Annotated in this window: 23 protein-coding genes and 1 pseudogene; 11 read left to right on the top strand and 13 right to left on the bottom strand. The window is 66.9% G+C overall.

From position 1 onward, the window contains the following. Positions 1–66 precede the first annotated feature (66 nt). Positions 67–1014 carry an ABC transporter ATP-binding protein gene (locus tag HNP47_RS05970; protein ID WP_017505988.1) on the top strand — a complete coding sequence of 316 codons (948 nt, stop codon included), beginning with the start codon at positions 67–69 and terminating at the stop codon, positions 1012–1014. Then, a complete protein-coding gene (locus HNP47_RS05975) occupies positions 1011–2369 on the top strand; it encodes an ABC transporter permease (protein ID WP_184278719.1) in 1359 nt (452 codons plus the stop codon). Before HNP47_RS05970 ends, HNP47_RS05975 begins: the two co-directional genes overlap by 4 nt. A 167-nt stretch (positions 2370–2536) precedes the next feature. Here HNP47_RS05975 and rpsU read toward each other — a convergent pair whose 3' ends face one another. Beyond that, positions 2537–2779, bottom strand: a complete 243-nt coding sequence (gene rpsU, locus HNP47_RS05980) for a 30S ribosomal protein S21 (RefSeq protein ID WP_026108547.1) — start codon at positions 2777–2779, stop codon at positions 2537–2539. Positions 2780–2967: 188 nt separating this feature from the next. Between rpsU and HNP47_RS05985 the strand changes: the two genes are divergently transcribed. Beyond that, a complete protein-coding gene (locus HNP47_RS05985; protein WP_184278720.1) occupies positions 2968–3615 on the top strand; it encodes a COQ9 family protein in 648 nt (215 codons plus the stop codon). Here HNP47_RS05985 and HNP47_RS05990 read toward each other — a convergent pair. After that, the gene (locus HNP47_RS05990; protein WP_184278721.1) at positions 3612–4694 is read right to left on the bottom strand and encodes a 5-(carboxyamino)imidazole ribonucleotide synthase; all 1083 of its coding nucleotides are present in this window, start codon (positions 4692–4694) and stop codon (positions 3612–3614) included. The genes HNP47_RS05985 and HNP47_RS05990 overlap by 4 nt on opposite strands. Beyond that, positions 4695–5186, bottom strand: coding sequence for a 5-(carboxyamino)imidazole ribonucleotide mutase (purE, locus tag HNP47_RS05995; RefSeq protein WP_184278722.1), 492 nt, complete (start codon positions 5184–5186; stop codon positions 4695–4697). A 183-nt stretch (positions 5187–5369) separates the two neighbouring features. On the opposite strand from purE, the gene HNP47_RS06000 reads away from it, so the two are divergent. Continuing rightward, the gene (locus HNP47_RS06000) at positions 5370–5933 is read left to right on the top strand and encodes a GGDEF domain-containing protein (protein WP_184278723.1); all 564 of its coding nucleotides are present in this window, start codon (positions 5370–5372) and stop codon (positions 5931–5933) included. 22 nt (positions 5934–5955) lie between these two features. Here the strand turns inward: HNP47_RS06000 and HNP47_RS06005 are convergent, their stop codons facing one another. From HNP47_RS06005 to HNP47_RS06015, 4 genes and pseudogenes are all read right to left on the bottom strand, one after another. Then, positions 5956–7758 (bottom strand): autotransporter domain-containing protein, encoded by a 1803-nt coding sequence (locus HNP47_RS06005; protein WP_184278724.1) that lies wholly within the window; start codon positions 7756–7758, stop codon positions 5956–5958. Between the two features lie 114 nt (positions 7759–7872). Then, positions 7873–9102, bottom strand: a complete 1230-nt coding sequence (serA, locus tag HNP47_RS16565; RefSeq protein ID WP_409360148.1) for a phosphoglycerate dehydrogenase — start codon at positions 9100–9102, stop codon at positions 7873–7875. 135 nt (positions 9103–9237) lie between these two features. Then, a pseudogene (locus HNP47_RS16570) lies at positions 9238–9765 on the bottom strand (HAD family hydrolase); the annotation flags it as partial. 121 nt (positions 9766–9886) lie between these two features. Continuing rightward, positions 9887–10426: a hypothetical protein gene (locus HNP47_RS06015; RefSeq protein WP_055755006.1), complete on the bottom strand. Its 540-nt coding sequence runs from the start codon at positions 10424–10426 to the stop codon at positions 9887–9889. Between the two features lie 186 nt (positions 10427–10612). On the opposite strand from HNP47_RS06015, the gene HNP47_RS06020 reads away from it, so the two are divergent. Next, the gene (locus HNP47_RS06020; RefSeq protein ID WP_184278726.1) at positions 10613–11536 is read left to right on the top strand and encodes an Hsp33 family molecular chaperone; all 924 of its coding nucleotides are present in this window, start codon (positions 10613–10615) and stop codon (positions 11534–11536) included. A 37-nt stretch (positions 11537–11573) separates the two neighbouring features. Here the strand turns inward: HNP47_RS06020 and phoB are convergent, their stop codons facing one another. The 6 genes from phoB to HNP47_RS06050 all read right to left on the bottom strand — a co-directional run bounded on the left by phoB (position 11574) and on the right by HNP47_RS06050 (position 18234). Next, positions 11574–12266 (bottom strand): phosphate regulon transcriptional regulator PhoB, encoded by a 693-nt coding sequence (gene phoB / locus HNP47_RS06025; RefSeq protein ID WP_017505977.1) that lies wholly within the window; start codon positions 12264–12266, stop codon positions 11574–11576. Between the two features lie 20 nt (positions 12267–12286). After that, on the bottom strand, positions 12287–13012 hold the full coding sequence (gene phoU / locus HNP47_RS06030; RefSeq protein WP_165115929.1) for a phosphate signaling complex protein PhoU: 726 nt from the start codon (positions 13010–13012) through the stop codon (positions 12287–12289). Positions 13013–13016: 4 nt separating this feature from the next. Further along, the gene (gene pstB / locus HNP47_RS06035; protein ID WP_184278727.1) at positions 13017–13964 is read right to left on the bottom strand and encodes a phosphate ABC transporter ATP-binding protein PstB; all 948 of its coding nucleotides are present in this window, start codon (positions 13962–13964) and stop codon (positions 13017–13019) included. A 4-nt stretch (positions 13965–13968) separates the two neighbouring features. Further along, complete coding sequence (gene pstA, locus HNP47_RS06040) at positions 13969–15273, bottom strand: phosphate ABC transporter permease PstA (RefSeq protein WP_184278728.1); 1305 nt, start codon at positions 15271–15273, stop codon at positions 13969–13971. Continuing rightward, complete coding sequence (gene pstC, locus HNP47_RS06045; RefSeq protein WP_184278729.1) at positions 15266–16696, bottom strand: phosphate ABC transporter permease subunit PstC; 1431 nt, start codon at positions 16694–16696, stop codon at positions 15266–15268. Before pstC ends, pstA begins: the two co-directional genes overlap by 8 nt. 140 nt (positions 16697–16836) lie before the next feature. Further along, complete coding sequence (locus HNP47_RS06050) at positions 16837–18234, bottom strand: ATP-binding protein (protein ID WP_184278730.1); 1398 nt, start codon at positions 18232–18234, stop codon at positions 16837–16839. Between the two features lie 144 nt (positions 18235–18378). On the opposite strand from HNP47_RS06050, the gene HNP47_RS06055 reads away from it, so the two are divergent. The 6 genes from HNP47_RS06055 (at position 18379) to HNP47_RS06080 (ending at position 26069) form a co-directional block, all read left to right on the top strand. Continuing rightward, positions 18379–20667, top strand: a complete 2289-nt coding sequence (locus HNP47_RS06055) for an ATP-binding protein (RefSeq protein WP_184278731.1) — start codon at positions 18379–18381, stop codon at positions 20665–20667. Between the two features lie 134 nt (positions 20668–20801). Continuing rightward, positions 20802–21434 (top strand): 50S ribosomal protein L25/general stress protein Ctc, encoded by a 633-nt coding sequence (locus HNP47_RS06060; protein WP_045810293.1) that lies wholly within the window; start codon positions 20802–20804, stop codon positions 21432–21434. A gap of 86 nt (positions 21435–21520) precedes the next feature. Next, complete coding sequence (gene pth, locus HNP47_RS06065; protein ID WP_184278732.1) at positions 21521–22129, top strand: aminoacyl-tRNA hydrolase; 609 nt, start codon at positions 21521–21523, stop codon at positions 22127–22129. 49 nt (positions 22130–22178) lie between these two features. Next, entirely contained in the window at positions 22179–22565 is a 387-nt protein-coding gene (locus HNP47_RS06070) for a hypothetical protein (RefSeq protein ID WP_174085676.1), read from the top strand. Between the two features lie 68 nt (positions 22566–22633). Beyond that, positions 22634–24733 (top strand): TonB-dependent receptor domain-containing protein, encoded by a 2100-nt coding sequence (locus HNP47_RS06075; protein ID WP_184278733.1) that lies wholly within the window; start codon positions 22634–22636, stop codon positions 24731–24733. Next, positions 24723–26069, top strand: a complete 1347-nt coding sequence (locus tag HNP47_RS06080) for a PepSY domain-containing protein (protein WP_184278734.1) — start codon at positions 24723–24725, stop codon at positions 26067–26069. Before HNP47_RS06075 ends, HNP47_RS06080 begins: the two co-directional genes overlap by 11 nt. The last annotated feature ends 11 nt before the right edge of the window (positions 26070–26080 follow it).

A 26080-nucleotide genomic window follows, 5' to 3' on the forward strand; every position in this document is an offset into this window, starting at 1 on the left:
ACGCCGAAGCCGCTGGCGTCCCCTGCCGTCCCCTTCTAGGCTGACGGCAGGGACAAGGGAGGCGACATGGCGGCGTTGACGCTGGATGGGGTGAACAAGCGATACGGCGATTTTCACGCCGTGCGCGATCTGAGTTTTCAGGTCGAGAAGGGGTCGATCTGCGGCTTTCTGGGGCCGAACGGGGCGGGCAAGACCTCGACCCTTCGGATGATCCTGGGGTTGCAGCCGGCGACCTCAGGGCGGATCGAGATCCTGGGCGCCGACGACGGGCGCAAGGTGCGCGACCGGATCGGTTTCCTGCCGGAGGAGCGCGGGCTCTATAAAAAGATGACGCCGGTCGAGGCCATCGCCTTCTTCGGCGCGCTGAAAGGCCTGCCGGTCGCCGAGGGCCGCAAGCGCGCCAAGACCTTGCTGGAGCAGCAGGGGCTCGGCGAGGCGCAGAAGAAGAAAATGAAGGAGCTGTCCAAAGGGATGGCGCAGAAGGTGCAACTGATCGCTTCGGTCGTGCATCAGCCCGAGTTCGTCATCCTGGACGAGCCCTTCTCCGGTCTGGACCCAATGAACCAGCAGGGCCTGGAGGCCATGATTCGTGGGCTGGCTGCGAACGGCGCCACGGTGCTGTTCTCCACCCATGTGATGCAGCATGCCGAGCGGCTGTGCGACAAGGTCGTGCTGCTGGCGCGCGGCAAGAAGGCGTTCGAGGGGACGGTGGATCAGGCCAAGGCCACCTCGCCGCGCTTCCTGGATCTGGACGGGGCGATCAGCGCGGACGCCGCCGCCGCCCTGCCCGGCGTGGCGGGCGTCGAGACCCTGTCCGACGTCGATGGCGTGCGTCGCCTGAAGATCGCCCTGGCGCCCGGCGCCGGGGGTCAGGACACCTTGAAGACGGCCTTCCTGAACGGCCTGGACGTGCGCGGCTTCGCACTGAAGGAGCCGACGCTGCACGACGCCTTCATCGGCCTGACTGGCGACCATCCCGACCAACCCGTCGCATCCGTGGAGGCTGTCCGATGAACCGCACCCTGCTGATCGCGCGACGCGAATATGTCGCCTACGCCAAGACCGTCGGCTTCTGGCTGTCGCTGTTGGCCTTTCCGCTATTCGCCGTGCTGGGCGGCGGCATTCCGGCGCTGATCAAGGCCTCCGAGCCGATCAAGTCGGTGGCGGTGATCGAGGAAGGCCCCAATGCGACAGGTCTGGCGGCCGCCGTGCGCGCCTCGTTGCAAGCCGATGTGGATCGTCAGAACGAGCGCCTGCGCGAAGCCGCCGAAAAGGGACAGGCCGGCGCCGGGCGCGCCGTCGCCTCCATCACCGGCCCCAAGATCCGTCTGGTCGACGCGCCGCCCGCCATCGCCGACGCAGTGGGCCCGGCCCGTGACGAGGCGATCCGCAAGGCGCTGGACAAGCAGACCTCGAAGGCCAGGCGCCTTGACGCCGTGGTCTTCCTCAGCCGCATGGATGGGAAGCCCGCCGCCCAGGTCTGGACCGCGCGCGCCACCGACAACGACGTCTCCGGCTTCGTCCGCAATGCGCTTCGTGATGCGCGACGCACCGAGCTTCTGACCGCCGCCGGGGTCGCCCCCGCCGTGGCGCAGGAGGTTCAGACCTTCCGGCCCGAGGTGAAGTCCTTCTCGCCCAGCGCGGCGAGCGGGGGAGAGGTGTCGATGCGTGACCGGATCCCGTCCTTCATCGGCCTGGGCGTCGGCTTCCTCCTGTGGTCGCTGGTCATCACAGGGGCCTCCATCCTGCTGAACAGCGTGATGGAGGAGAAGTCGAACAAGATCCTGGAGGTGCTGCTGTCCTCGGCCTCGGCGACCGAAATCCTGACGGGCAAGGTGCTGGGCGTGGCGCTGCTGACCCTGACGGTCATGGGGGTCTGGGGCGGGATCGGCGCCTTCACCCTGATTTCGGCCTCGCCCGAGACGGCGGCGACGGTCGGACAGGTTCTGCTGCACGACGGCCTGATCTTCTATTTCATCGCCTATATGGCCGGCGGCTACCTGATGTATGCGGTGCTGTTCGCGGCCATCGGCGCCTTCTGCGAGACGCCGCGCGACGCCCAGACCCTGATGGGGCCGATCATGATGATCCTGGTCGTGCCGATCCTGGTGATGCAGATGGCCCTGACCAGCCCGGATGCGCCGGTGGTCAAGGTTCTGTCCTGGATCCCCTTCTTCACCCCCTTCCTGATGAGCGCCCGCGCGCCCAGCGACCCGCCGCTGGTGGAGGTGATTCTGACGCTGATCGGCATGTTCGCGACCGCCGCCTTCATGGTGTGGATCGCCGGGCGGGCCTTCCGCGCTGGCGCGCTGTCGGACGTAAAGCTGAGCTGGAAGAGCTTCGGCCGGGCGATCACCGGACGGGCTTAGGCGGCTTGGTTGCCTCCTCCCTGTCGCGTCGCGATGGGGAGGTGGCGCGGCGCTTCTTCCGTCAAAACTTGCAGAGCCCTCCACCACGCTCCGCAGAAGCGAAACGCAAAGAAAAAGGCCGCTTCCCGGAGGAAGCGGCCTTAAATCTGTCGGCTTTCGCCGGGGTCTTAACGACCGCCGGGAACGCGCGGCTTCGGCGCGGGCAGCAGGCCCTCGCGCTGCATGCGCTTGCGCGCCAACTTGCGGGCGCGACGGATGGCTTCAGCCTTCTGACGGGCGCGCTTTTCCGAGGGCTTCTCGAAATGCACGTGGCGCTTCATTTCACGGAAGCTGCCCTCGCGCTGCATCTTCTTCTTCAGGGCTTTGAGCGCTTGGTCGACGTTGTTGTCGCGAACGAAAATCTGAACCAGGTTAAACTCTCCTTTGGCCGCCCGCCGCGTCCTGTGAGGGAGACGGGCGAACAAAATAAAATCGTCTTCCGACAGCCGGGCTCTCGGATGAAGGCGCGCTGATACACGAGCCGCCTCCTTCTGTCCAGATCGTCGCGACCATTCTTCAAGGCTCGAAACGCCATGACGACCGGCGTATGATCGCCCCTATGACCGAGACGACAGACTGGGCCGACCGGACCGAACAGACCGTGCTGGACGCCGCCATCGCCCGCGCGCCCGCCCTAGGCTGGAACGCGCGTCTGGTGCGCGAAGCCTGCGGGGCGTGCGGTCTGTCGCAGGGCGACGAGGAACTGCTGCTGCCCAACGGCGCGCGCGATCTGGCGGCCCTGCTGTCGCGCCGCCATGATGCGCGGGCGCTGGCGGCTCTGGGTGAAATCGACGCCAAGTCGCTGAAGATTCGCGAGCGAATCGCCCGCGCTGTGTCCGAGCGGATGGAGGCCGGCGCCGCCGATCTGGAGGCCACGCGTCGCTGTGCCGCCTTCCTGGCCCTGCCCGTCAACGCCGACTTGGGCCTGAAACTGGCCTGGGAGAGCGCCGATCATCTGTGGCGTTGGGCCGGGGACGAGGCGACCGACTGGAATCACTATTCGAAGCGGACGATCCTGTCGGGCATCCTGATTCCCGCCCTGACGATGCGCTGGTTCGACGGACGGGAAGCGGCGGAGGCCTTCGTCGCCCGCCGGATCGATAACGTCATGGCCTTCGAGAAATGGAAGGCGGGCAAGGACTTCGACGCGCCGTTCCGAAAGGTCAGCGATGCGCTGAGCCGCATGCGGTATGGGGCGAAAGCCTAGACCGCACCCAGCACCCGGTTCACATGGGCCATCTTGCGGCCGGGGCGGGCCTCGGCCTTGCCGTAGAGGTGCAGGCGTTCGTCGGACTTGGCCGACAGCTTGCGCCAGTCCTCGACTTCGTCGCCCAGCAAGTTTGTCATTTCGATGCGGGCGTGGGCCGTCGTGGGGCCGAGCGGCCAGCCGGCGACGGCGCGGATATGCTGTTCGAACTGGTCGCAGACGCAGCCGTCCTGGGTCCAGTGGCCGGTATTGTGAACGCGCGGGGCGATCTCGTTGACCAGAAGCACGTCGTCTCCGAGGTCGAACAGTTCGACGCCCAGAACGCCGACGTAATCCAGCCCGTCCAGGATCGCCTCGGCGATGGCGCGGGCGCGAACTTGGGTTTTCTCGTCCACGGCGGCGGGGGCCAGGGTGGTGCGCAGAACGCCGCCCTCGTGCCGGTTCTCGCCCAGCGGATAGACCGCCATATGGCCGTCCCAGTCGCGGGCGGCGATGACCGACAGTTCGCGCACGAAGGTCGCCCTGGCCTCCAGGATGGCCGGACGACCGCCCAGGCTTTCCAGGGCGGCGGGCGCGTCCTCGATGGCGTGGATCCAGACCTGCCCCTTGCCGTCATAGCCTTCGCGGCGGGTCTTCAGCAGGGCGGGCAGGCCCAGCTCGGTCAGGCCGACGACCAGATCGTCCAGCGTGTCGATGACGGCGAAGGCGACCGTCGGGGCGCCGACGGCGTTCAGGAAGGTCTTTTCGTCCACCCGGTCCTGCGACACGCGAAGCGCGGTCGGTCCCGGCGCGACGAGGGCGCCGGCCTCGGCCAGACGCTCGATGGATTCGGCCGGCACGTTCTCGAACTCGAAGGTGACGACATCGGCGGCGCGGCCCAGCGCCGACAGGGCTTTGGGGTCGTCATAGGCGGCGACGATCTGGCGCGCCGAAACTCGGCCGGCCGGGCTGTCGGCCTCGGGGTCCAGGATCACGACGTCGAAGCCCAGGCGCGATGCGGCCTGGCTCAGCATCCGGCCCAGCTGGCCTCCGCCGATGATGCCGAGGGTCGAACCGGGGGGAAGCGGAAGATCAGGCACTCAGTCCTCGACGGTTTCTGCGACGGAATCGGTCTGGGCGGCGCGGAAGGCGGCCAAGCGTCCAGCCAACTCTTCGTCCGACAGGGCCAGGATCTGGGCGGCCAGGATGCCGGCGTTGGCGGCCCCCGCCTCGCCGATGGCCAGGGTGGCGACCGGAACGCCGGCCGGCATCTGCACGATCGACAGCAGGCTATCCATGCCCTTCAGCGCCTTGGACTGGACCGGCACGCCCAGCACCGGCAGTTCGGTCATGGAGGCGGCCATGCCCGGCAGATGGGCGGCGCCCCCTGCGCCAGCGATGATGACCTTGTATCCGGCGGCCTTGGCGCCCGTGGCGAAATCGACCAGGCGTTGGGGCGTGCGGTGGGCGCTGACGACCTTGGCGGCCCAGGCGACGCCCAGTTGATCCAGGCGATCGGCGGCCAGCTTCATGGTCGGCCAGTCGGACCGGCTGCCCATGATGATCGCCACCGGGGTTTCGGAAGTCGCCATGTCTGCAAGGCCCCTCGCGGAAAGGCGCCGGTTACAGCACGCGGGTGACGCCCGCAACCGCAACACCGTGATTTCAGCCGCGTCGCCCCTTAATGTCGGCCTTCAATGTCGACGGATCACGCTCTACCATCGTTCGACCGCGCGACGCAGACTGAGTCGCGCCTTCGGAGCCATCCCTGCGCCGTGACCGACGTGGCCGAACACGACCTGACCGCCGAGATCGCGCGCCTGCGCGTCGAGCTGGAAGCGTGGAAGACGCGCGCCGCGGCCGCCGAGGCCGCCGCCGACCACGATGTGCTGACGCCCGCCCTAAACCGCCGCGGCTTCATCGCGGCGATGCAGCGGACCATGGCCTATTGCCAGCGGCACGGGGCGCCGGCGGTGCTGCTGTATCTAGACATGGACGGGTTCAAGAGCGTCAACGACAGCCTGGGTCATGCGGCCGGCGATGCGGCTCTGGTCGCGGTGGCGGAGCTGTTCTTGGCCAATCTGCGCGAGTCGGATGCGGTGGGTCGGCTGGGCGGGGACGAGTTCGCTCTGCTGATGTTGCACGCGGGCTATGAAGAGGGCCGGGCCAAGGCGCGTCAGCTGGCCGAGGCGCTGAAGACCGAAGGCTTCGTCTGGGACGGCCAGAAGACCGAACTGGGCGGCTCTTTCGGCGTGCGCGCCTGGGACGGCCATACGGACGCCGAGGTCTGGCTGACCGAGGCCGACGCCGCCATGTGGGTGAGGAAGAAGGGGCGCTGAGGCCCCTTCCCGCCCCTGCTGCTTAAAGCGGCAGTTTCAGCTGAATGCCGCCCATGTGGCTGTCGGCGTGGTCGCCGAAGCGGCCGCGATAGCCGACCGTCACATTGACCGGGCCGAGCGAACCCTCGACGCCGGCCGAGGCCAGGAACTGGCCGCCGAACGGATCGTCGATCTCGCGCGACAGCACCTGAGCTGGGTTGTTGTAAAGGCCGACACGCACCGGATCGGAGCTGTCGTCCAGGGCGTCGCGATAACCGCCCTCGGCGAACAGGCCGAACCCGCCCATTTCCGCCTCGGCGCGCAGCGCGACCTCGCCGGTCAGGGCCTTCACGGTGCGGTCGCCGTACTGATACTGGGCGCCGACGCCCTGTTCGTAATAGCCGTCGACGTCGCTGGACACATAGGCCAGGCCCGCACGGGGCGACAGGGCGACGCCGCCCATGTCGAACCACATGCCGCCTTGCAGACGCGCGCCGCTGCTGAGCGCGCGGGTTTCGGCGGTGTGGACGATCGGCGCCAGGCTGGTGGTGCGTTCGATGTCATCGATATTGTCACGCGCCACGCCGACGGCGGCGTTGACGAAGACATCGCCCGAGCGCCAGCCGCCATAGACGTCCAGGCCGAAGCTCTCGACGTTGAACTGCAGCGCCTGGCTTTCGACGTCGGTGTTGCGCGCCGTGCCGGCCAGACCAAAGCGCCAGTTGGCCGAGGGGCCAGCCTCAAGCGCGATACGGGCGCCCCAGCCGTCGCTGGACGAGCTGGTGACCGAGCCGCGCGCGTCGGTGTCGACGCTGTCGATCAGGGCCGAGGTGGTGACGGACACGCCGGCCTCCCACGGCTGGCGACCCGACAGGGCCTCGCCGGCGGCGTCCAGGGCGTCCTCGCGGTGACGATAGGCCGTCTCGCCCTGCAAGGTCGATTGGGCGCCGATGTCGCCGTAGTAGAGGTAGTCGGTCGCCAGCTGGGCGATGATCCGGTGGCCCGCCGCCGTCGGGTGAACGCCGTCGAAGTAGAAGTAGCTGTCGGGGTTCGTGCAGACCGTCACCCCGTTGAAGCAGGGCTGGGTGATGTTGGTGATGCCGAACAGGCCCGGATTGCCGGCCAGGGTGTCGCCGATCTTGTACAGGTCCATCATGATGATGTTGCTGCCTGGGCGGGCGGCGGCTGTAGCGGTCAGATTGGTCTGGAGCGCGGTGTTGAAGGTGGTGACGGCGAAGTCGGCCAGAGGCGCGGCGGTCGTGCCGCGGAATTGAGGCGTCAGGCTGAGCTTGGGCAGGTTGGTGACCAGGATGGTTCCGGCGCCCGCGCCGGCCACCGTGTTGACCAGGCTGTTGATGTTGGCGGCGGCCGTGGTTGCGACCGGGGTGATGGCGGCGACCGGGCTGGCGGAAGCGCCGGCGGCGGGCAGGCCTTGGAAGATGTCGTTGGCGCCGCCCAGGACGCTGACCAGATCGGTCGAGCTAAACCGGCCGCCCGAAGCGGTGTAGCGCGACAGCTGGTTCAGCATGCCGAACGGCACGCCGGCCGAGGCGTCGGTGCGCGAGCCGCCGAAGGCGTAGTTGATGCTGCCCGTGACCGAGCCGTTGAAGTTGGCGGCGTTGAAGCCCAGCAGTTCAACGAAGGTCGGCCCGTTCGAGAAGCGGCGCGCATAGGGCGGCGACGGCGGCTGGGTCCCGCCCGAAATCAGAAACAGGTTGCCGTTGTCGCTGAGGCTGTCGCCGAACACGACCAGACGGTTGTAGGTCTGGGCCGAGGCCGAGCCGGCAAAGGCGCAGGCGGCGAGCGCCAGAGCGGCGACGGCGCCGCCGGTGATGAAGCGTGACATGAAATTCCTCCCGCAGCCGTCGTTGCGCGGCCGTTCGACGTGAGGATGCGCCAGTTCGCGCAGAGCGCAAGATGCCGCGAGGTCAGCTTTGAGAAGATATTTGCGAGCGACGTATCACTGCAACGTGCGGAACTTCAGCGTGCCCGGCACCGTCTTGAGTTCGCGCAGCGCCTCCGGGTCGTAGTCGCGGTCCACGTCGGTGATGACATAGCCCGTGCGCTCGTCCGTCTTCAGGTGTTGGCCCAGGATGTTCAGGCCCGCCGACGCCAGGGCGCGGTTCAGTTCGGCCAGCACGCCCGGCTGGTTCCTGTGGATGTGCAGGATGCGGTGCGCGCCCGAAACTTCGGAGAGCTGGACGTTGGGCAGGTTGACGCTGAAGGTCGTGTCGCCCCGGTTCAGATAGCCCAGCAGGCGTTCGGCCGCGAACTCGGCGATGGCCTCCTGCGCCTCTTCGGTTGAGCCGCCGATGTGCGGCGTCAGGATCACGTTGGGCAGGCCCTGAAGCGGGCTATCGAAGGGGTCGGCGTTGGTGCGCGGTTCTTCGGGGAAGACATCGACGGCGGCGCCGGCGACCCGGCCCGAGCCGATCGCCTGGGACAGGGCGCCGACATCGACCACATGGCCGCGCGCCAGGTTCAGGACCAACGCGCCTTCCTTCATTCGGCCGAACTGGGCCGCACCGAAGATGTTGGCGTTCTCCTTGCGGCCATCGACATGCAGGGTGACCACGTCGCTTTCGGCCAGCAGCGCGTCCAGCGAGCGCATGCGGCGCGCATTGCCTAAGGCCAGGCGCTCGGACAGGTCGTAGAACAGCACCCGCATACCCAGGTTTTCGGCCAGGACCGACAGCTGGCTGCCGATCGCGCCGTAGCCGACGATGCCCAGAGTCTTGCCGCGCAGCTCCTTTGAGCCGGTGGCGGACTTGTTCCACTTGCCGACATGCATGGCCGCCGACTTGTCCGCCACGTCGCGCATCAGGACGATCATCAGGCCGATGGCCAGCTCGACCACCGAGCGGGTGTTCGAATAGGGCGCGTTGAACACCGCCACCCCGTGATCCGAAGCCGCGTCCAGATCGATCTGGTTGGTGCCGATGCAGAAGGCCGCGACGGCCATCAGGCGATCGGCCTGTTCCAGTACGCGACGGCTGACCGTGGTCTTGGAGCGGATGCCCAGGACATGGACGCCCTTGATGGCGGCGATCAGATCGTCCTCGTCCAGCGCGCCCTTCTGGGTTTCGACCGAATAGCCCGCCTCCTCCAGCCGCTCGACGGCAGCTGGGTGGATGTTTTCCAAGAGCAGCATCTTCATGCGGCTGCGCGGGAAGGACCAGCGGCCGACCAGGCCTTCGGCATGCAGCACCTCGTCGAGCGATGCAGCCTCGGCGTCGGCGACTTGGACTACCGGCGCGCGGCGCACGACCTCGGTGAAGGCGTAGAAGGCGTCGGCGGCGCCCGCGATTTTGACCTCAGCGTCGTTCCAGCCGTCGCCCACCATGACGACGCGACCCGTCAAGTTCAGACCGTGAATGGCGGTCGGCTTGCCATTGGCGTGCGACAAGGGGTTGGCGTCGTCCACGCCGATAACGCGGTCGTCGGCGTCATAGATCAGATCATTGCACAGCACGCGATCGACAGAGACGCCCAGCTCTTCGGCGACGGGCGCAATCACCTCGCGGAAGCCTCCGGAGAGGATGACGACCTTGCCCTTGTTCTGCTGGAAGAAGTTCAGGTTGCGCCGCACCGACGCCGTCAGGTGGTCCGACGCGCTCTGGGCCAGGGCGGCGACATGGGCGCGGGTCAGCGGCAGCAGCGCCAGCCGGCGACGCAGAGCCTCGCCGAATTCGATCTCTCCGGCCATGGCCTGATCCGTCAGGGCGGCGATCTGGGCGCGTGTATCGGCTGCGGCCGGCGCGTCGGCCAGGGCGATGTCGGCGAGGGCCTCAAGGGTCTCGAAATCGACCAGGGTCGAATCGAAGTCGAAGATCAGTGTGGGTCGCGCGCTCATGAGCGGCGTCTTAGCGACCTTCGCGCCTGCGGCAAAGCCGAGCGATGCTGCTCACTGTGGGCAGATGCGCTAAAAGTTTGCCGCCCGCCATGATTTTCACACAGCGGGCGGCACGAAAATGTCAGAAGCGCGCGATGCGGCGCACGTGGCTGTCGGGACGACGGCTTTCGAGAACCGCTGCGCCGACGGCTGCGGCAATCGTCGCCACCGCCAACAGCGCGCCGCCTTCGCGGGCGTGATCACGCGCATATTGGCCGGCGTCGTCAGCATAGCGTCGCGCCGTCTTGCCATGCTTCTTCAGCGCCTTCTTGCCGTCCTTGCGGGCCGAACGGAACCAGTCGTCGGCGCGGTCGCGCACGTCATAGGCGGTGTCTGCGGCGCGGTGACGGGCGTCGCGCGACAGTGCGCCGGCGCGTTCACCGACATCCTCGGCGCGGTGGCGGAAGGCGTCGACGGCGTCGTGGAAACGGTCACGCAGTTCGGACGTATCGACCCAGCCGCGCGGGTCGATACGCGACTTGATGCGCTGGTAACGGGTGGGGCCGCTGCGTTGCGTCAGATAGACGACGGCGACAGCGCCGAGCGCGACCGCGAGGAGGCTGCCGGCGGTGATGCCGGGGTGTTTGCGAATCTCTTCGATCGGATCGATGTCGCGGATCATCGGCGGAACCTCTTCAGTTATTGGCGTCATGAACGGAGCGACGGCTCCGCTTGAGCCAAAAGAGCGATCCGCGCCGAAATCGGTTCCGTCGCCCTCCCCCAGACCCGGCGGATTGCCCCCTTATCAAGCCGCCTGCGGGCGCCTACATAGCCGCGATCCCGAAATGACGCCCCAAAGGACCTCGCCGTGACCGATCACGCGCCCAACATTTCCGTTTCCGACGATCTGGCCGCTGCCTTCCAGATCGAAGGCTGGCCCGTGCGCGGTCGCCTGGTTCGCCTGGGCGCGACCATCGACAAGATTCTGGCCGCCCACGCCTATCCCGAGCCTGTCGCCGCCCTGTTGGGCGAGGCCTGCGCGCTGGCCGCCCTGATCGGCTCCAGCCTGAAGTTCGAGGGCCGCCTGCTGGTCCAGGCCCAGGGCGACGGCCCTGTGCGCTACGTGGTCGCCGATTATGGCACCGACGGCTCGCTGCGCGGCTATTGCCGCTACGACGAGGCCGAGGTGGCCGAGGCGTCGCAGGGGTTCGCCCGTCCCGGCGCCCGCTCGCTGCTGGGCCAGGGCGTCTTTATCATGACGCTGGATCGCGGCCCGGACTTCGAGCGCACGCAAGGGATCACGCCGATCGAAGGCGAGAGCCTGTCGCTGGCGGCCGAACACTATTTCCAGCAGTCGGAACAGGTGCCGACCAAGGTGCGCCTGGCCGTCGGCCAGATACAGACTGAGGCCGGATCGCAGTGGCGCGCCGGGGGGGCGATGATCCAGATCATCGCCGGCGACGAGGCCCGCGGTTCGACCGAAGAGGTCTGGGACCGCACGCGGGCCCTTTTCGGCACGCTGGGCGATGACGAGCTCGTCGATCCGACGATCTCGCCCGAAACGCTGCTGTTCCGCCTGTTCCACGAGGACGGCGTGCGGCTGGAGGGCGCGCGAGAACTGACGGCCGTTTGCCGTTGCTCACGCGAACGGATCGCCTCGGTCCTGGCCTCGTTCGATCCGGCCGAGCGCGCCGACATGCTGGAAGACGACGGCAAGATCCGCGTCACCTGCGAATACTGCGCCACGGTCTATGCGCTGGACCCCGACGAAGTGGTCGCAGAGCAGATTTGAATTGCAAAGGGCGGCTCCGAGAGCCGCCCTTCTTCTTTTAGCCTTCCAGATCCAGCGAATAGCCCGCCGAGCGGACCGTGCGGATGGGATTGGCGCTTTCGTCGGCGATGGCCAGGGCCTTGCGCAGGCGACCGACGTGGACGTCCACCGTGCGGGCCTCGACATAGACGTCCGAGCCCCAGACCGCGTCCAGCAGCTGCTCACGGCTGAACACCCGCCCGGGGTGCTGCATGAAGTGGTCCAGCAGGCGGAACTCGGTCGGGCCCAGATGGACCTCCTTGCCGTTGCGCTTCACCCGGTGCGAGACACGATCCACGACGATGTCGCCGTGGTTCAGGCGATCGTCGGCCAGGCCCGGACGAATGCGGCGCAGGACGGCGCGGATGCGCGCGATCAGCTCGACCATCGAAAAGGGCTTGGTCAGATAGTCGTCCGCGCCGGTGTCCAGACCGCGAACCCGGTCGCTCTCCTCGCCGCGCGCCGTCAGCATGATGATCGGCAGGTTGCGGGTCTCGGCCTTGCCGCGAATGCGACGGCAGACCTCGATGCCCGACAGCTTGGGCAGCATCCAGTCCAGCAAAACCAGATCGGGCAGACGCTCGTCGATCTGGAGCATGCCCTCCTCGCCGTCGGCGGCGACGGCGACGTCGTAGCCTTCCTTTTCGAGATTGTACTGAAGAAGGGTCGCCAGCGCGTCCTCGTCTTCCATCACAAGGATATAGGGCTGCACGTCGGGTCTCCGGTCTCGGGTCAGTGCGTCGAAAGGTTCGGCGTCGGATCGGAATCCTCAGCCGTGGGCTGGGCGCGCGGGCGTTCGCCCACGATGTCCTCGCCCGTGATCTCGTAGTGGACGGTTTCGGCGATGTTGGTCGCGTGGTCGCCGATCCGCTCCAGGTTCTTGGCCATGAACAGCAGATGGGTGCAGGCGCCGATCGTACGGGGATCGCCCATCATGTAGGTCAGCAACTCCCGGAACAGGGCGTTGTAGTGCTCATCAACCTCGTCGTCGGTCTGCCAGACGGCGACGGCGCGATCGAGTTCCGAGGCCGTATAGGCGTCCAGCACATCGCGCAGGCGGGTCGAGACCAGCCGTCCCATCCGCTCTATCGAACGGGTCAGGGGCTGCATCGGCTGGCCTTCGGCCAGGATCAGCGCACGCTTGGCGATGTTCTTGGCCAGGTCGCCGGTGCGCTCCAGATCGGTGGCGATCTTCATGGCGCCCAAGGTGCGGCGCAGGTCGCTGGCGACCGGCTGGCGCAGGGCGATCAGGCGGATCGCCTTCTTCTCGATATCGCGGTGCAGGGCGTCGAGCTTCAGATCGCGTTCGACCACGGCGCGGGCCAGGGCGATGTCGCGCCGGGCGACGGAGTCGATGGCGTCCGCGACCTGGGCCTCGGCCAGGCCGCCCATGCGGGCGATCTCGGCCGTGATCTGGTTCAGTTCGTCGCCATAGGCTTTGACGGTGTGCTGGTTCATCGGATTAGCCGAAGCGTCCCGTGATGTAGTCAAGCGTGCGCCGTTCGCGCGGATTCTGGAAGATGTCTTCCGTATCCCCGGTCTCGACCAGACGGCCCATGTGGAAGAAGGCGGTGCGTTGCGACACGCGCGCCGCCTGGGCCATCGAGTGGGTGACGATGACAATGCAGAACCGCTCGCGCAGTTCGTCGATCAGCTCCTCGATCCGCGCCGTGGCGATGGGGTCCAGCGCCGAGCAGGGCTCGTCCATCAGGATGACTTCGGGGTTCACGGCGATGGCGCGGGCGATGACCAGACGCTGCTGCTGACCGCCTGACAGGCCCATGGCCGACGATTGCAGTCGGTCGGCGACCTCGTCCCACAGGCCGGCGCGCTTCAGAGCCTTTTCAACGACCTCGTCCATCTCGGCCTTGGACGACACCAGGCCGTGGATCTTGGGCCCGTAGGCGACGTTTTCGTAGATCGATTTCGGGAAGGGGTTCGGACGCTGGAACACCATGCCGACGCGCGCGCGCAGCAGCACCGGGTCGATGGCGCGGTCGTTGATGTCATCGCCATCCATGGCGATGCGGCCCGTGACCTTGGCCCCGGCGATGGTGTCGTTCATGCGGTTCATGGTCCGCAGGAAGGTGGACTTGCCGCAGCCCGACGGACCGATCAGCGCTGTGACGGTCTTGTCCGGAATATCCAACGAGACGTCGTAAAGCGCCTGTTTGCCCTCATAGAAGACCGAGACGTCGCGCGCGGCGATCTTGATCGGACCGACAGGCGGGCTGTCGACCACGGCGGGGCCCGACCGGGGCGTAGCGTCCTCGACACGCGGTTCGGCGGCGGCGCCCTTGGACGGGGCGATTTCGGGCAGAACCTGACCGCCCATGCGCGGCGCTTCGGTCGGATCGACCGAGCCTGCGCCGGTCTGGTCCTCGGCGGAGCGGAAAATACGGAATTTCATTCTCTTACCACCGACGCTCGAAGCGCCGCCTCAGGATGATGGCCGCCGCGTTCATGATGATCATGAAGACCAGCAGGACGATGATCGCCGCAGCGGTGCGTTCGTGGAAGGCCCGCTCCGAGGCGTTCTCCCAGATGTAGATCAGCGAGGGCAGCGCGCCGACCGGCTGGTCGATGGCCGCCGGCACGCCGGGCACGAAGCTGACCATGCCGATCAGCAGCAGCGGCGCGGTCTCACCCAGGGCGTGGGCCATCGAGATGATGGCGCCGGTCATGACGCCGGGCATGGCGAGCGGCAGGACGTGGCTGAACACGGTCTGGGTCTTGGATGCGCCCATGGCGAGGGCGGCCTCGCGGATCGACGGGGGCACAGCCTTCAGCGCCGAACGGGTGGCGATGACCAGGGTCGGCAGGGCCATCAGGGCCAGGACCAGACCGCCGACGATGGGACTGGCGCGCGGCAGATGCATCCAGTTGATGAACAGGGCGAGACCCAAGAGGCCGTAGACGATCGACGGCACGGCCGCGAGGTTGTTGATGTTGACCTCGATGATGTCGGTCAACTTGTTCTTGGGTGCGAACTCTTCCAGCCAGATGGCCGCGCCGACGCCCAGCGGGATGGCGATCAGGGCCGTGACCATAAGCATCAGGGCCGAACCAACCACGGCGCCCAGGACGCCGGCCAACTCGGGTTGGGTCGAATCGCCGTTGGTGAACAGTGCGGTGTTGAAGTGCGAGCCGATCACGCCCTCGGTCTTCATTCGGTCCAGCCAGGCGATCTGCTGGTCGGTCAGGCGGCGCTGATCCTCGGGCGTGTCCCTGGAGATTTCGCCTTTCAGATACAGATCGGCGTCGTCGGACAGCGGCACGGCCAGGGGCACGGTCTCGCCGATGACTTCGCTGCGCTTGGCGACCAAGTCGGCGGCGACGAACTTCAGCTCCGACGAGAACAACCGCTTCATCTGCGCGGCCTTCGTTCCGGCCGCGTCGTCCTGAATGCCCATGCGGGCCAGCTGCTGCTCGGCGGCCAGTTGCTCGAAGTTGGAGCCCTGCGGATAGGCGCGGTCCACGCGCGCCGGATCCATGAAGACCGGCACGGTGACGGTGTGGGTGTAGAAGGCGGTGTGGCCCTGCTCGACGATGCGCACCAGCAGCACGGCCAAGAACAGCATGGCGGCGGCGATGGCCAGGCGGCCATACCATTTGAAGCGCGTTTCCTTGGCGTGGCGACGCTTCAGGCCTGAACGCAGGCGGTCAAGACGACCCTTGGCGGCCGCGCCGTCGATCTGATCGGGGGTCGCGTCAGTCATATTGTTCCCGATAGGTCTGCACGATCCGGTGGGCGATGATGTTCAGCAGCAGGGTGACCAGGAACAGGGTCAGGCCCAGGCCGAAGGCGGACAGGGTCTTGGCGCTGTTGAACTCCTGGTCGCCGGTCAGCAGGGTCACGATCTGCACGGTGACGGTGGTGACGGTGTCCAGCGGATTGAAGGTCAGGTTGGCGGCCAGGCCCGCGGCCATGGTCACGATCATGGTCTCACCGATCGCGCGCGACACGGCCAGCAACAGAGCGCCGGCGATGCCCGGCAGGGCGGCGGGCAGCAGAACCCGCTTCACGGTCTCGGACTTGGTCGCGCCCATGGCGAACGAGCCGTCACGCAGCGACTGGGGCACCGCGTTCAGAATGTCGTCGGATAGGGACGACACGAACGGGATCAGCATGATGCCCATCACGGCGCCGGCCGTCAGGGCCATCTGGTTCTGAACCAGGGCCAGATACTGACCCAGCCCGTCCAAGGGTCCGCCGATCAGGAAGAGGCCGATCTCGTTGAAGAAGACCCGCAGCAACGGCCCGACGGTCAGGGCGGCGAAGAAGCCGTAAACGACGGTCGGCACGCCGGCGAGAATCTCCAGCAGCGGCTTGATCACCGCACGGGTCGTGCGGCTGGCGTATTCCGACAAATAGATGGCCGACAGCAGGCCGATGGGCGCCGCGACGCACATGGCGATGACCATGATCAGCAGGGTGCCGGCGAACAAAGGCACGGCTCCGAAGGCGCCCGAGGATCCGACCTGATCGGCCCGGATGGCGATCTGCGGACTCCATTGGGTGCCGAACAGGAAGTCGAGAACCGGCACCTTCTGGAAGAAGCGGAAGCTGTCGAAGGCCAGAGAGGCGATGATGCCGAGGGTCGTCAGGACGGCGATGGCCGAGCAGACGAACAGAGCGCCGTAGATCCAGCCCTCGACCCGGTTGCGGGCGCGGGTCTGAGGCTTGATCTGGGTCAGGGCGAACAGGCCGCCCAGGATGGCGGCCAGGATGGCGGCGACGCCGCCGCCCCAAGACAGGGTGCGTTCGATGCGAACCATGCGGCGCGCCTCGACCGGCAGCTGTTCGGCCAGGGGGCGTTCCCAGATTTGCAGCGCGGCCTCTCCGCGACCCACGCGATGGGCGTCGGCGAAGAAGGCGTCGCGGCGGAAGGGCTCTAGCGCCGCAACTGCATCAGGCGTGCCGACGGCGGTCAGCTGACGCTGAAGCGGGGCGGCGAAGACCGAGGCCAGGATCAAGACCAGCAGAGCCGGCGCGGCGACCCAGATCAGGGCATAGGCGCCGTGCTGGCCGGGGCGGGAATGAGGCTTTGCGACGATCGCACGACGACGCGCCAACGTGCGTCCGCCCAAGAAGGCGGCCGCACTCAAGGCGACGAGGATCAGCAAATAAATCCAGATCATTCAGAAGTCCGAAGCGCCGTGCGCGAATCGACGACGGTCCTGAACATCGGGACCGACGCGGCGCGACTACTGCCTGCGAATGGTCAGCGGATTACGACGGGTCGATGACAGTTGGGTGACAGCGACCGTCCCTAGCGCTCTTAGCGTCGCTCGACCGGCTGGGGGAACCAGGCGGTGAAGGCCGCGCCCATGCCCGGCGCGCTTTCGACCACCAGACCGCCCTGGTGACGGTTGATGATGTGTTTGACGATCGCCAGACCCAGCCCCGTCCCCTGCCGCTCGCCGCTCTTTTGACCCTCGACCCGATAGAAGCGCTCGGTCAGGCGGGGCAGGTGTTCGCGCGCCATGCCGGGCCCATGATCGCGTACCGTGACCGCAGCATAGGAGACGCCCGCCGTGCGATCCGGCGTGACCAGCGGCAGTCGTGTCGCGCCAGGCATGCGCGAGGCCCAGGCCTCGTCGAACGACAGGTCTGAACGAACCGAAATTTCGACCGTGCCGTTGCGTGACGAATATTTGACGGCGTTGTCGAGCAGGTTCTGCACCACCTGCAATATCTCGTCGCGATCGCCGCTGATCGACGCCCTCGCCTCCCCTTGATCCAGGGCGATGGCGATCTCCTTTTCGCGCGTCAGAACGCTGATGGCGTCGACCACGTCAGAGGCGGCACGGTCCAAATCGACGCGACCAGACGGCGGAATATGCTCGTTCAGCTCGATCCGGCTGAGCGACAGCAGATCCGCGACCAGCCGCCCCATCCTGTCCGCCTGGGCCGACATGATGTCCAGGAAGCGGTCGCGCGCGACAACATCCTCGCGGGCATGGCCCTTCAGGGTCTCGATAAAACCGCTGAGCGAAGCCAGGGGGGTGCGCAGTTCGTGGCTGGCGTTGGCCAGGAAGTCGACGCGCATCATCTCGATGCGGCGCGAGTCCGTTTCGTCGCGCAGGATCAGCAGGGCCAACTCCGACCCGGCCTTGCCTGACTTTTCGAGTGATAGCGGCCGGGTCCAGGCGCGCCAGCGTCGGTCGCGCTGACCGCCCGTCGCATAATCCGTGGTGCGGGCCGTCCCGCCGAACAGGGCCTCGTCCACCGCCTCCAGCACGCCCGGTTCGCGGATCACCTGGACCAACAAGGCGCCTTGGCGCTGGATGCGCAGCAGCTCGCGCGCCGCCGCGTTCGCCATGACAATGCGTCGCCCGGCGATGTCGTCCGGCTCGCCGCCGCTGACCACCAGCACCGGATCGTCCAGCGCCTCGAACACGCGGTCGAGAAGATCGCCCGTCACCATGTCGATGGCGGGCTCGGTCGCCGCGCCTTGACTGGCCGCCGGCTCAGCCCTGGTCGCCTCGTTCATATTCAACAGCCAGGCCGAGGCCGCCACGACCACCGCACCGCCGACCAGCCAGTTCGCCAGTTCGGGATGCAAGATCGCCAGCACGAGCAGGGTCACGATGGCGAGCCCGATGCTGGCGCCGACCGTCCACAGCCGCGAGGTGGAGACCGGCGCGACAGGCGATGGCGAGACTTCGTAAGGCATGGGTCCGGGCGACCTCGAACTGAAGAACGATTCCGATCCTTGCACGGATTCTGTGACGGCGTGCCGACAGCCTGCGGCGCCCATAAGCTTCGCCGCACGGTTTCTTTAGAATTGTCGTCTATCGTACGCTCAAGGGGAGGCCTCGTGGACCGCATCATCCATTGCATTGCGCACGATCACGACTGGCGGATCACGCTGTTCGCTGCGCTGATCTGCATGGCCGGTCTGGGCGTCTCCACCCACGTCATGCAGCGGATGGGCCGGCGCGATCCTGATCGACGCCGCCGCTCGGTCCTGCTGGCCGTCATGATCGGGGCCCTGTCGATCTGGGCGACCCATTTCGTGGGCATGCAGGGGTTCGTGGCCGGCGTGCCTGTGCGTTACAATCCTTTCCTGACGGTCGCCTCCCTGGGGATCACGCTGGCTATGATCGGCCTGACGATCGGCTCGACGTTGATGGGCAAGGGCCGCATGTGGCGCGTGCTTGCCGCCGTGATCGCCGTCGCCGGCGTCGGCGCCATGCATTATCTGGGTATGGCCGCCATAAGAGCGCCGGCGCACATCAGCTGGGATCCTGGCCTAGTCGCCCTGTCCATCATCGCGGCCCTGGCGATCGGCGGAACGACGGCCTTCTTCTATCGTCGAGGCGGCCTGCTGCGCCTGCTGGCGACGACGACGGGACTGTCCGCGACAGTCATCATTCTTCATTTCATCGGAATGGCGGCCATCACGGTCACGCCAGACCCGACCGTCGCCGCCGACCAGGGGCTGTCCAGCGAGGCGATGCGAATGCTGCTGGCCGCCATTCTGTTGATGATCTGCACGGCGGCCGCCGTGCTGGGCATGATGGCCTATATTTCGCGCGCCACCGCGCTGCGCCGTATCCGTGAAGCGGTGGACGCCATGCCTGACGGCCTGGGCTTTTATGATTCCAAGGATCGGCTGGTGCTTTGGAATGCGCGCTATGCCGAGGTGAACCCCGAGCTTGAGCCGCATCTGGTCGTCGGCCTGACCTTCCGTGAGGCCCTGCGCATCGGCATCGATGAAGGCCGCTATCAGGAGGCGGCCGGTCGCGAAGAGGAGTGGCTGAACGAGCGCATGCAGGCGCGTCGTCAGCTGTCCTCGAACAGCGAGCAGCAGGTCGCCGGCGGGCGTTGGCTGCGCATTCAGGACCGCCGTACGTCCGAGGGCGGGACGGTGACTGTCTGCAACGACATCACCGATCTGAAGCGCGACGCCGAGGCCCTGTCCGAAGCGCGTGACGCAGCCGAAGCCGCCAATGTCGCCAAGAGCCAGTTCCTGGCCAACATGAGCCATGAGATCCGTACGCCGTTAAATGGCGTGATCGGCCTGTCCCAAGCCTTGGCGAAGACTGATCTGACGGCCGAACAGCGTGAGATGCTGGATCTGATGCAGGCGTCGGGCAAGACGCTGCAGACCCTGCTGAGCGACATCCTGGATCTGGCGCGCGTCGAATCGGGCAAGCTGGAACTGACCGAAGACGCCTTCGAACTCGCGACGGTCGTGCGCGAGGCGGCTCAGCTCTACGCCGAGAACGCGCGCGAGAAGCATCTCGACTTCCACGTCGATATCGATCTGGAGGACGACGTCTGGATCCTGGGCGATGCAGTGCGCCTGAAGCAGGTGCTGACCAATCTGATCTCCAACGCCGTCAAGTTCACCAGCAAGGGCTTCGTCAGCCTGATCGTGCAGCGTGGCACGGACCGCCAGGGCTCGCCCGTGCTGCGCTTCACGGTCGAGGACAGCGGCATCGGCTTCGACGCCGCGACACGGGCGCGGCTGTTCAGCCGCTTCGAACAGGCCGACGGCGGCATCACGCGCAAGTTCGGCGGTTCGGGACTGGGCCTGTCCATCTGTCGTCAGCTGGCCGAGATGATGGGCGGCGACCTGGGCTGCGAGAGCGAACCCGGCGGCGGCGCGGCCTTCATCCTGACGTTGCCGCTGAGACAAACCCAGGCCCCATCGCGCAAAGAACCGGCGCCGGCCCAACCCGCCGTCGTGGAGCAGGCGCGGACGATCCGCGTGCTGGTCGCCGACGACCATCCGACCAACCGCCGCGTCATCGAACTGATTCTGGCGCAGACGCCCACGCAGATCGTGATCGCCGAGAACGGCGCCCAGGCGCTGGAAAGTTTCCGGGCCGACACCTTCGATCTGGTGCTGATGGACATGCAAATGCCCGTCATGGACGGGCTGACCGCGACGCAGGAGATTCGTCTGCACGAGGCGACGATGGGTCTGGATCGCACGCCGATCGTCATGCTGACCGCCAACGCCATGCCAGAGCACATCGCCGCCGGACGCGCGGCCGGGGCCGACCATCACCTGGCCAAGCCGTTCAACGCCGCCGAACTGCTGGGCATTGTCGCGGCGCCGACGTCGCTGCTGAAGGATCGCGCGCGGGCGGCGTGAAGCGGAACCTTTGACGGTTGCGCCTTGGACCTGATGCGTGTAATAGCCCGCGCTCTTGAATTCGAGGGTTCATCACCCCCGCCGCGAGAGCCCCGGGTTGGCGCGGCGTTTCCGTTGTTGTTGAGGCGAGCCACATGGCCGAGATCATTCTGAACGTGGACGTCCGCGATGGCGTCGGCACCGGCGGCGCTCGCGCTGCGCGTCGCGCCGGTTTCGTGCCGGGCGTCCTTTACGGCGGCGAGCAAGCCCCCGTCGCCATTTCGGTGAACGAGAAGGACTTCCGCAAGTCGCTCTACACCGGCAAGCTGCTGGGCCACCTGGTGACCCTGAAGTACGGCGACGAGACCCAGCCGGTCATCGCCAAGGACGTGCAGTTCGACCCCGTTTCGGACCGCCCCCTGCACTTCGACCTGATGCGCGTCGACGAGAAGGCTCCGGTCAAGATCGAAGTGCCGGTGCACTTCCTGAACGCCGATGAAGCGCCCTACTCGCGTCAGGGCGGCTCGCTGGAGATCGTCCGTCACGCCGTCGAGATCCTGGTCCGCGCCGACCAGATCCCGGAAGAACTGGTTGTCGACCTGGCCAAGGCTGAAATCGGCGACACCATCCGCATCTCGGACATCAAGCTGCCCAAGGGCGCGGAAGCCACCATCACCGACCGCGACTTCGTGATCGCCACGGTCAAGATCTCGTCGGCCGCCCTGTCGGAAGCTGCTGACGAAGCCGCTGACGCCGAGGCCGCCCCGGCCGAGAAGACCGAAGACTGATCCTTCGTCGCTTCGACAAGATCACGCCCCGCCCGGTTCGCCGTGCGGGGCTTTTCTTTGCCTGACGCAAACGGCAAGAGGACGCCATGATCATCATCGCGGGGCTCGGCAATCCGGGCGGGAAATACGAAAAGAACCGGCACAACATCGGCTTCATGGCCGCCGACGAAATCGCGCGCCGGTGGCGGTTCGGTCCCGAGCGCGCCAAGTTCCAGTCGATCGTCAGCGAGGGTCTGATCGATGGGACCAAGGTCCTGCTGATGAAGCCCCAGACCTATATGAACGAAAGCGGTCGGGCTGTCGGAGAGGCGGCGCGCTTCTACAAGATCAAACCCAGCGAGATCATCGTCTTCCACGACGAGATCGACCTGGCCCCCGGCCGTTTCCGCATGAAGACCGGCGGCGGCGCAGCGGGACAGAACGGCGTCCGTTCGCTGATCAGCCACCTGGGCGCCGACTTCCGCCGCGCACGTATGGGCATCGGCCATCCAGGCGAGAAGGAATTGGTCATGCCCCACGTCCTGGGCGACTTCCACAAGGCCGAACAGCCGTGGCTGGACGCCATGCTCCAGGCCTGCGCCGACGCCCTGCCCTTCGCGATCGCCGGCGACGACGAACGCTATCAGGGCGAGGTCATGCGCCTGGCCCCCGCGCCCAAGTTCAGCCCCCGCCAGGCCGCGCGCGGCGAGCTTTAGGACAAACCGCCGCCTATCGCGCCGTCGCAAAACGCCGTAGAGGCGAGACGTGACCCGCGCCCAGGCCGACAATTGGTCGATCTCGCAATCGCTCGCCTTCCTGGCGGCGGTGTTCGCGCTCGTGCTCGGAACCCTGCTGCCGTTCGCGGCCCTTGCGGCGGTCCAGCCGGGCCACCCGCTGGTCATCTGTTCGGCGGAAGGCCCCCAGACGATCCAGTCCGGCGGCATGGACGGCCCGGTCAACAAGCACGTTGGGGCCAAATGCGCCGCCTGCGTCATGCCGTTGGCCGCCGCCCTGCCCTGCCCGCCTGCGCCCGAGCCGGCGCCGGTGGTCCGCACCGTCGAACGCGTCGTCTATATCGCCGCCAGCGTCAGCCCGCCGCCGCCAGCGCGCGCGCCGCCGCGTCCGCCGTCCACCGCCCCACCTCAAGCCTGAACCAGACCCCAAGCCCGCGCCGGCCCGAGCGCCCGCGCGCCGTCTCGTTCTGATTTCAGGCTCATTCCATGTCCTTCAAGACTACCGCAGCGCCCTGCGCGCTGCTGCTCGCCGCCCTCTCCAACGCCGGTTGGACGAGCCCCGTCCTGGCCCAGCAGACGCCCGAACCGGCGTTGCTGGACAGCGTCATCGTCACCGGCCGCCGCAACGCCGAGGATCCCGCCGTTGTCGCCGAAGCCCGCGCCCTGTTGTCGCGCACGCCCGGCGCCGTCGCTGTGGTCGCCTCCGAAACCTATCAGGACCGCTACGCCCTGACCTTCGCCGATACGCTTCGCAGTGTTCCAGGCGTCTTCGCGCAACGTCGCTGGGGCGAGGAGGTGCGGCTGTCGATTCGCGGCTCCGGTATCGGCAATAGCGCGCACCTGCGCGGCGTCCTGCTGGCCCAGGACGGCGTGCCTTTCAATGCGCCCGACGGCTTTGGCGAGTTTCAAGAGATTGATCCCCTGATCGCTCGCCACATCGATGTGTTCAAGGGCGGCAACGCCCTGCGCTTCGGCGGTGCCGCCCTGGGCGGTGCGATCAATGTGGTGACCCCGACGGGGCGAACGGCCGCCAGCCAGAACCTGATCCGGGTCGAGGGCGGATCGTTCGACACCCTACGCGGCCATGTCGCCCTGGCCCGCGATTGGGGCGATTGGGACCTGTACGCCGCCGCCACCGTGGCCAGTTCAGACGGATTCCGGGACAATCAGAGCTCAGACTCCAAGCGGCTGACGCTCAATCTGGGTCGGTCGTTCGGCGAGGGGCGCGAGCTGCGCCTTATCGTTCAAGGCAATGATCTGGACCAGTCGGCATCATCGGCCGTCACCCGTCAGCAGGCCCTTAACAACCCAACCGCTGTACCGGCCAACAATACGACCTTGGCCTTTGCGCGCGATGTGAAGTCCTTGAGGAGCACGCTGCTTGGTCGCTGGCGCGTGGATGACAGCCTGGCGTTCGAAGGGGCCGTCTATGTGGTGGACAAGGATCTATACCATCCCATTTCCATCGTCATCGATCAGAACAGCCTGCAGTGGGGCGGCTATGGCCGATTGGACTGGAACGGTCGGCTGGGCGGCATGAGGGCTGATGCCTATGCGGGGATCAGCTATCGCGGCGGCACGACGGACGCCTTCACCTTCGTGGCGGCGGGCGGGGCGCGCCCAGGCGCCAAGATCGGCGATTCGGTTCAGGACGCGACCGGTATCGACGCGTTTGCTGAAGGGCGCCTGTTCGTCACCGACCGACTGGCCCTGGTCGCGGGCGGCAGCTACGGTCGCGCAGAGCGGGATTACACAAACAATCTGGCCCCCGCCAACAATGCTGAAACGACCTTTGACTGGTTCGCGCCACGCATCGGCTTGCTGTGGGAAGATGAGACCGGCGCCCAAATTTACGCCAATCTGACACGCTCCGTGGAGGCGCCCAGCTATGGCGCCTTGGTACAGGGGACCGTGCCGCAATTCGTGCCTGTCGATATCCAGGACGCCTGGACAGCCGAGGTGGGCGCCCGCGGCCGCCGCGGTCCATTCACCTACGATATCTCGGCCTATCGCGCCCAGATCGAAGGTGAACTGCTGAACTACAGCGTCAATCCCGCCCTCAACATTCCAGCCGCAACCTTTAATGCGGACGACACCATCCATCAGGGCATCGAAGCGGGGCTGGATTGGCGGATAATCGACAGCGCCGATGGTCGCCTGACTCTGCGCCAGACCTATGCCTGGTCGGATTTCTTCTTCGAGAACGACCGTGTCTACGGCGACAATCGTCTGCCGGTCGTGCCGGAGCACCTTTACCGGGCTGAACTAAAATATGCGCATCCTGCCGGCTGGTTCGTGGCGCCCAGTGTCGAGTGGTCGCCGACGGATGTGCTGATCGATTACGCCAACACGCGCAGCGCCACAGATGGAACGCCGCTGACAGCACCTGACTACGCCATTCTGTCCTTCAATGCGGGCTGGAGTTTGCGAGGTGGCCTGTCCCTGTTCCTGGATGCGCGCAACCTGACCGACGAACGCTATATTTCGACCGTCAACGCCGTGACGGACGCCACTAAAGTCGCGACTGCCGTCTTCGTGCCCGGCGAGGGACGTTCGGCCTATGTGGGGGTGCGTTATGCGTTCTAAGTCTGGCGACGCCTCAGTGTCCGACGCCTATCGCGCGGTTTGGCGCTGGCACTTCTATGCCGGCGTCTTCGTCATGCCTGTGCTGATGCTGCTGGCCCTGACGGGGGGTCTTTATCTGTTCAAGGACGAGATCGACGGGTTTCTGTATCGCGACATGATCCGCGTGCCGGCGGTTCAGGCCGAAGCGGCGCCAGATGCTTGGGTGGCTTCGGCCGCCCAGGCCGCCGGCGGCGGTCGGGTCGCCAATCTGGTCATGCCCGCGCGCGACGATCAGGGGATCCGGCTGCGGGTAGATCGGCCCGACGGGGTGCAGAAGACGGTCTTCGTTGATCCGCACACCGGCCGGGCCACCGGCGTCATTCCGGCCGGCGGGTTCATGGAGCTGGTCAAGAAGACGCACAGCCTGACCCTGCTGGGGCGGCCGTTCAACATCCTGGTCGAGATCGTCGCGGGCTGGACGATCATCCTGTTCGCCACGGGGCTTTATCTGTGGTGGCCGCGACGGCGGGGCGTGGCGACCTTTGCGCCGCAGACAGCCGACAGCCGCCGGCGACCGTTCTGGCGCGACCTGCATGCGCTGACGGGTTTCTATGTCGGCGGGGTCGTACTGTTTCTGGCCGTGACCGGCATGCCCTGGTCGGCGGTCTGGGGCGACAAGGTCATGGGGATGGTCAAGGAGACGGGGCTGGGGCGGCCGCCCGCACCCGTCGCCGGCGCCTGGCAGAGAGCGCAGCACCACGATGCGCCGGTCGGGGCCGGCTGGACCATGGAGGGCATGGTGATGACCCACGACCATGCCGGCCACGGCGGCCTGGCGCAGGTTCTGCAGGTCGCGGAGCAGGCCAGACTGGCGCGCCCCTATACGGTGAACATCCCTAAGGCCGATGACACCGCCTATACGCTGACGACACAGGCGACGCGGGTTCAGGACAGCCGGTCGCTTTATGTCGATGCGGCCTCCGGGCGGCTGCTGGGCGACATCGGCTATGACCAGTTCGGCGCCGGCGCAAAGGTCATCGAGTTCGGCATCTATACGCATCAGGGTACGCAGTTCGGACAGGCGAACCGCATCGTCATGCTGATGGGCTGCATCGGCGTGTGGCTGTTGGCGATCAGCGGCCTGGTCATGTGGTGGAAGCGCCGCCCGCCCAATCTGTCGCGCCGACGCCTGGGCGCGCCGCCCGCCCCGCCGGCACCGCGAGCGCGCGCCGCTGTCCTCGGCATCGTCCTGCCCCTCGCCATCCTCTATCCCTTGACGGGACTGAGCCTGATCGCGGCCGTATTGCTCGACCGAGCCGTACGTCCGATGATCCGGCGCCGTCCCGCCGCCTCGTGAAAGACCTGACG

Source organism: Brevundimonas vesicularis, from assembly GCF_014204545.1.
Lineage (GTDB): Bacteria > Pseudomonadota > Alphaproteobacteria > Caulobacterales > Caulobacteraceae > Brevundimonas > Brevundimonas vesicularis_B.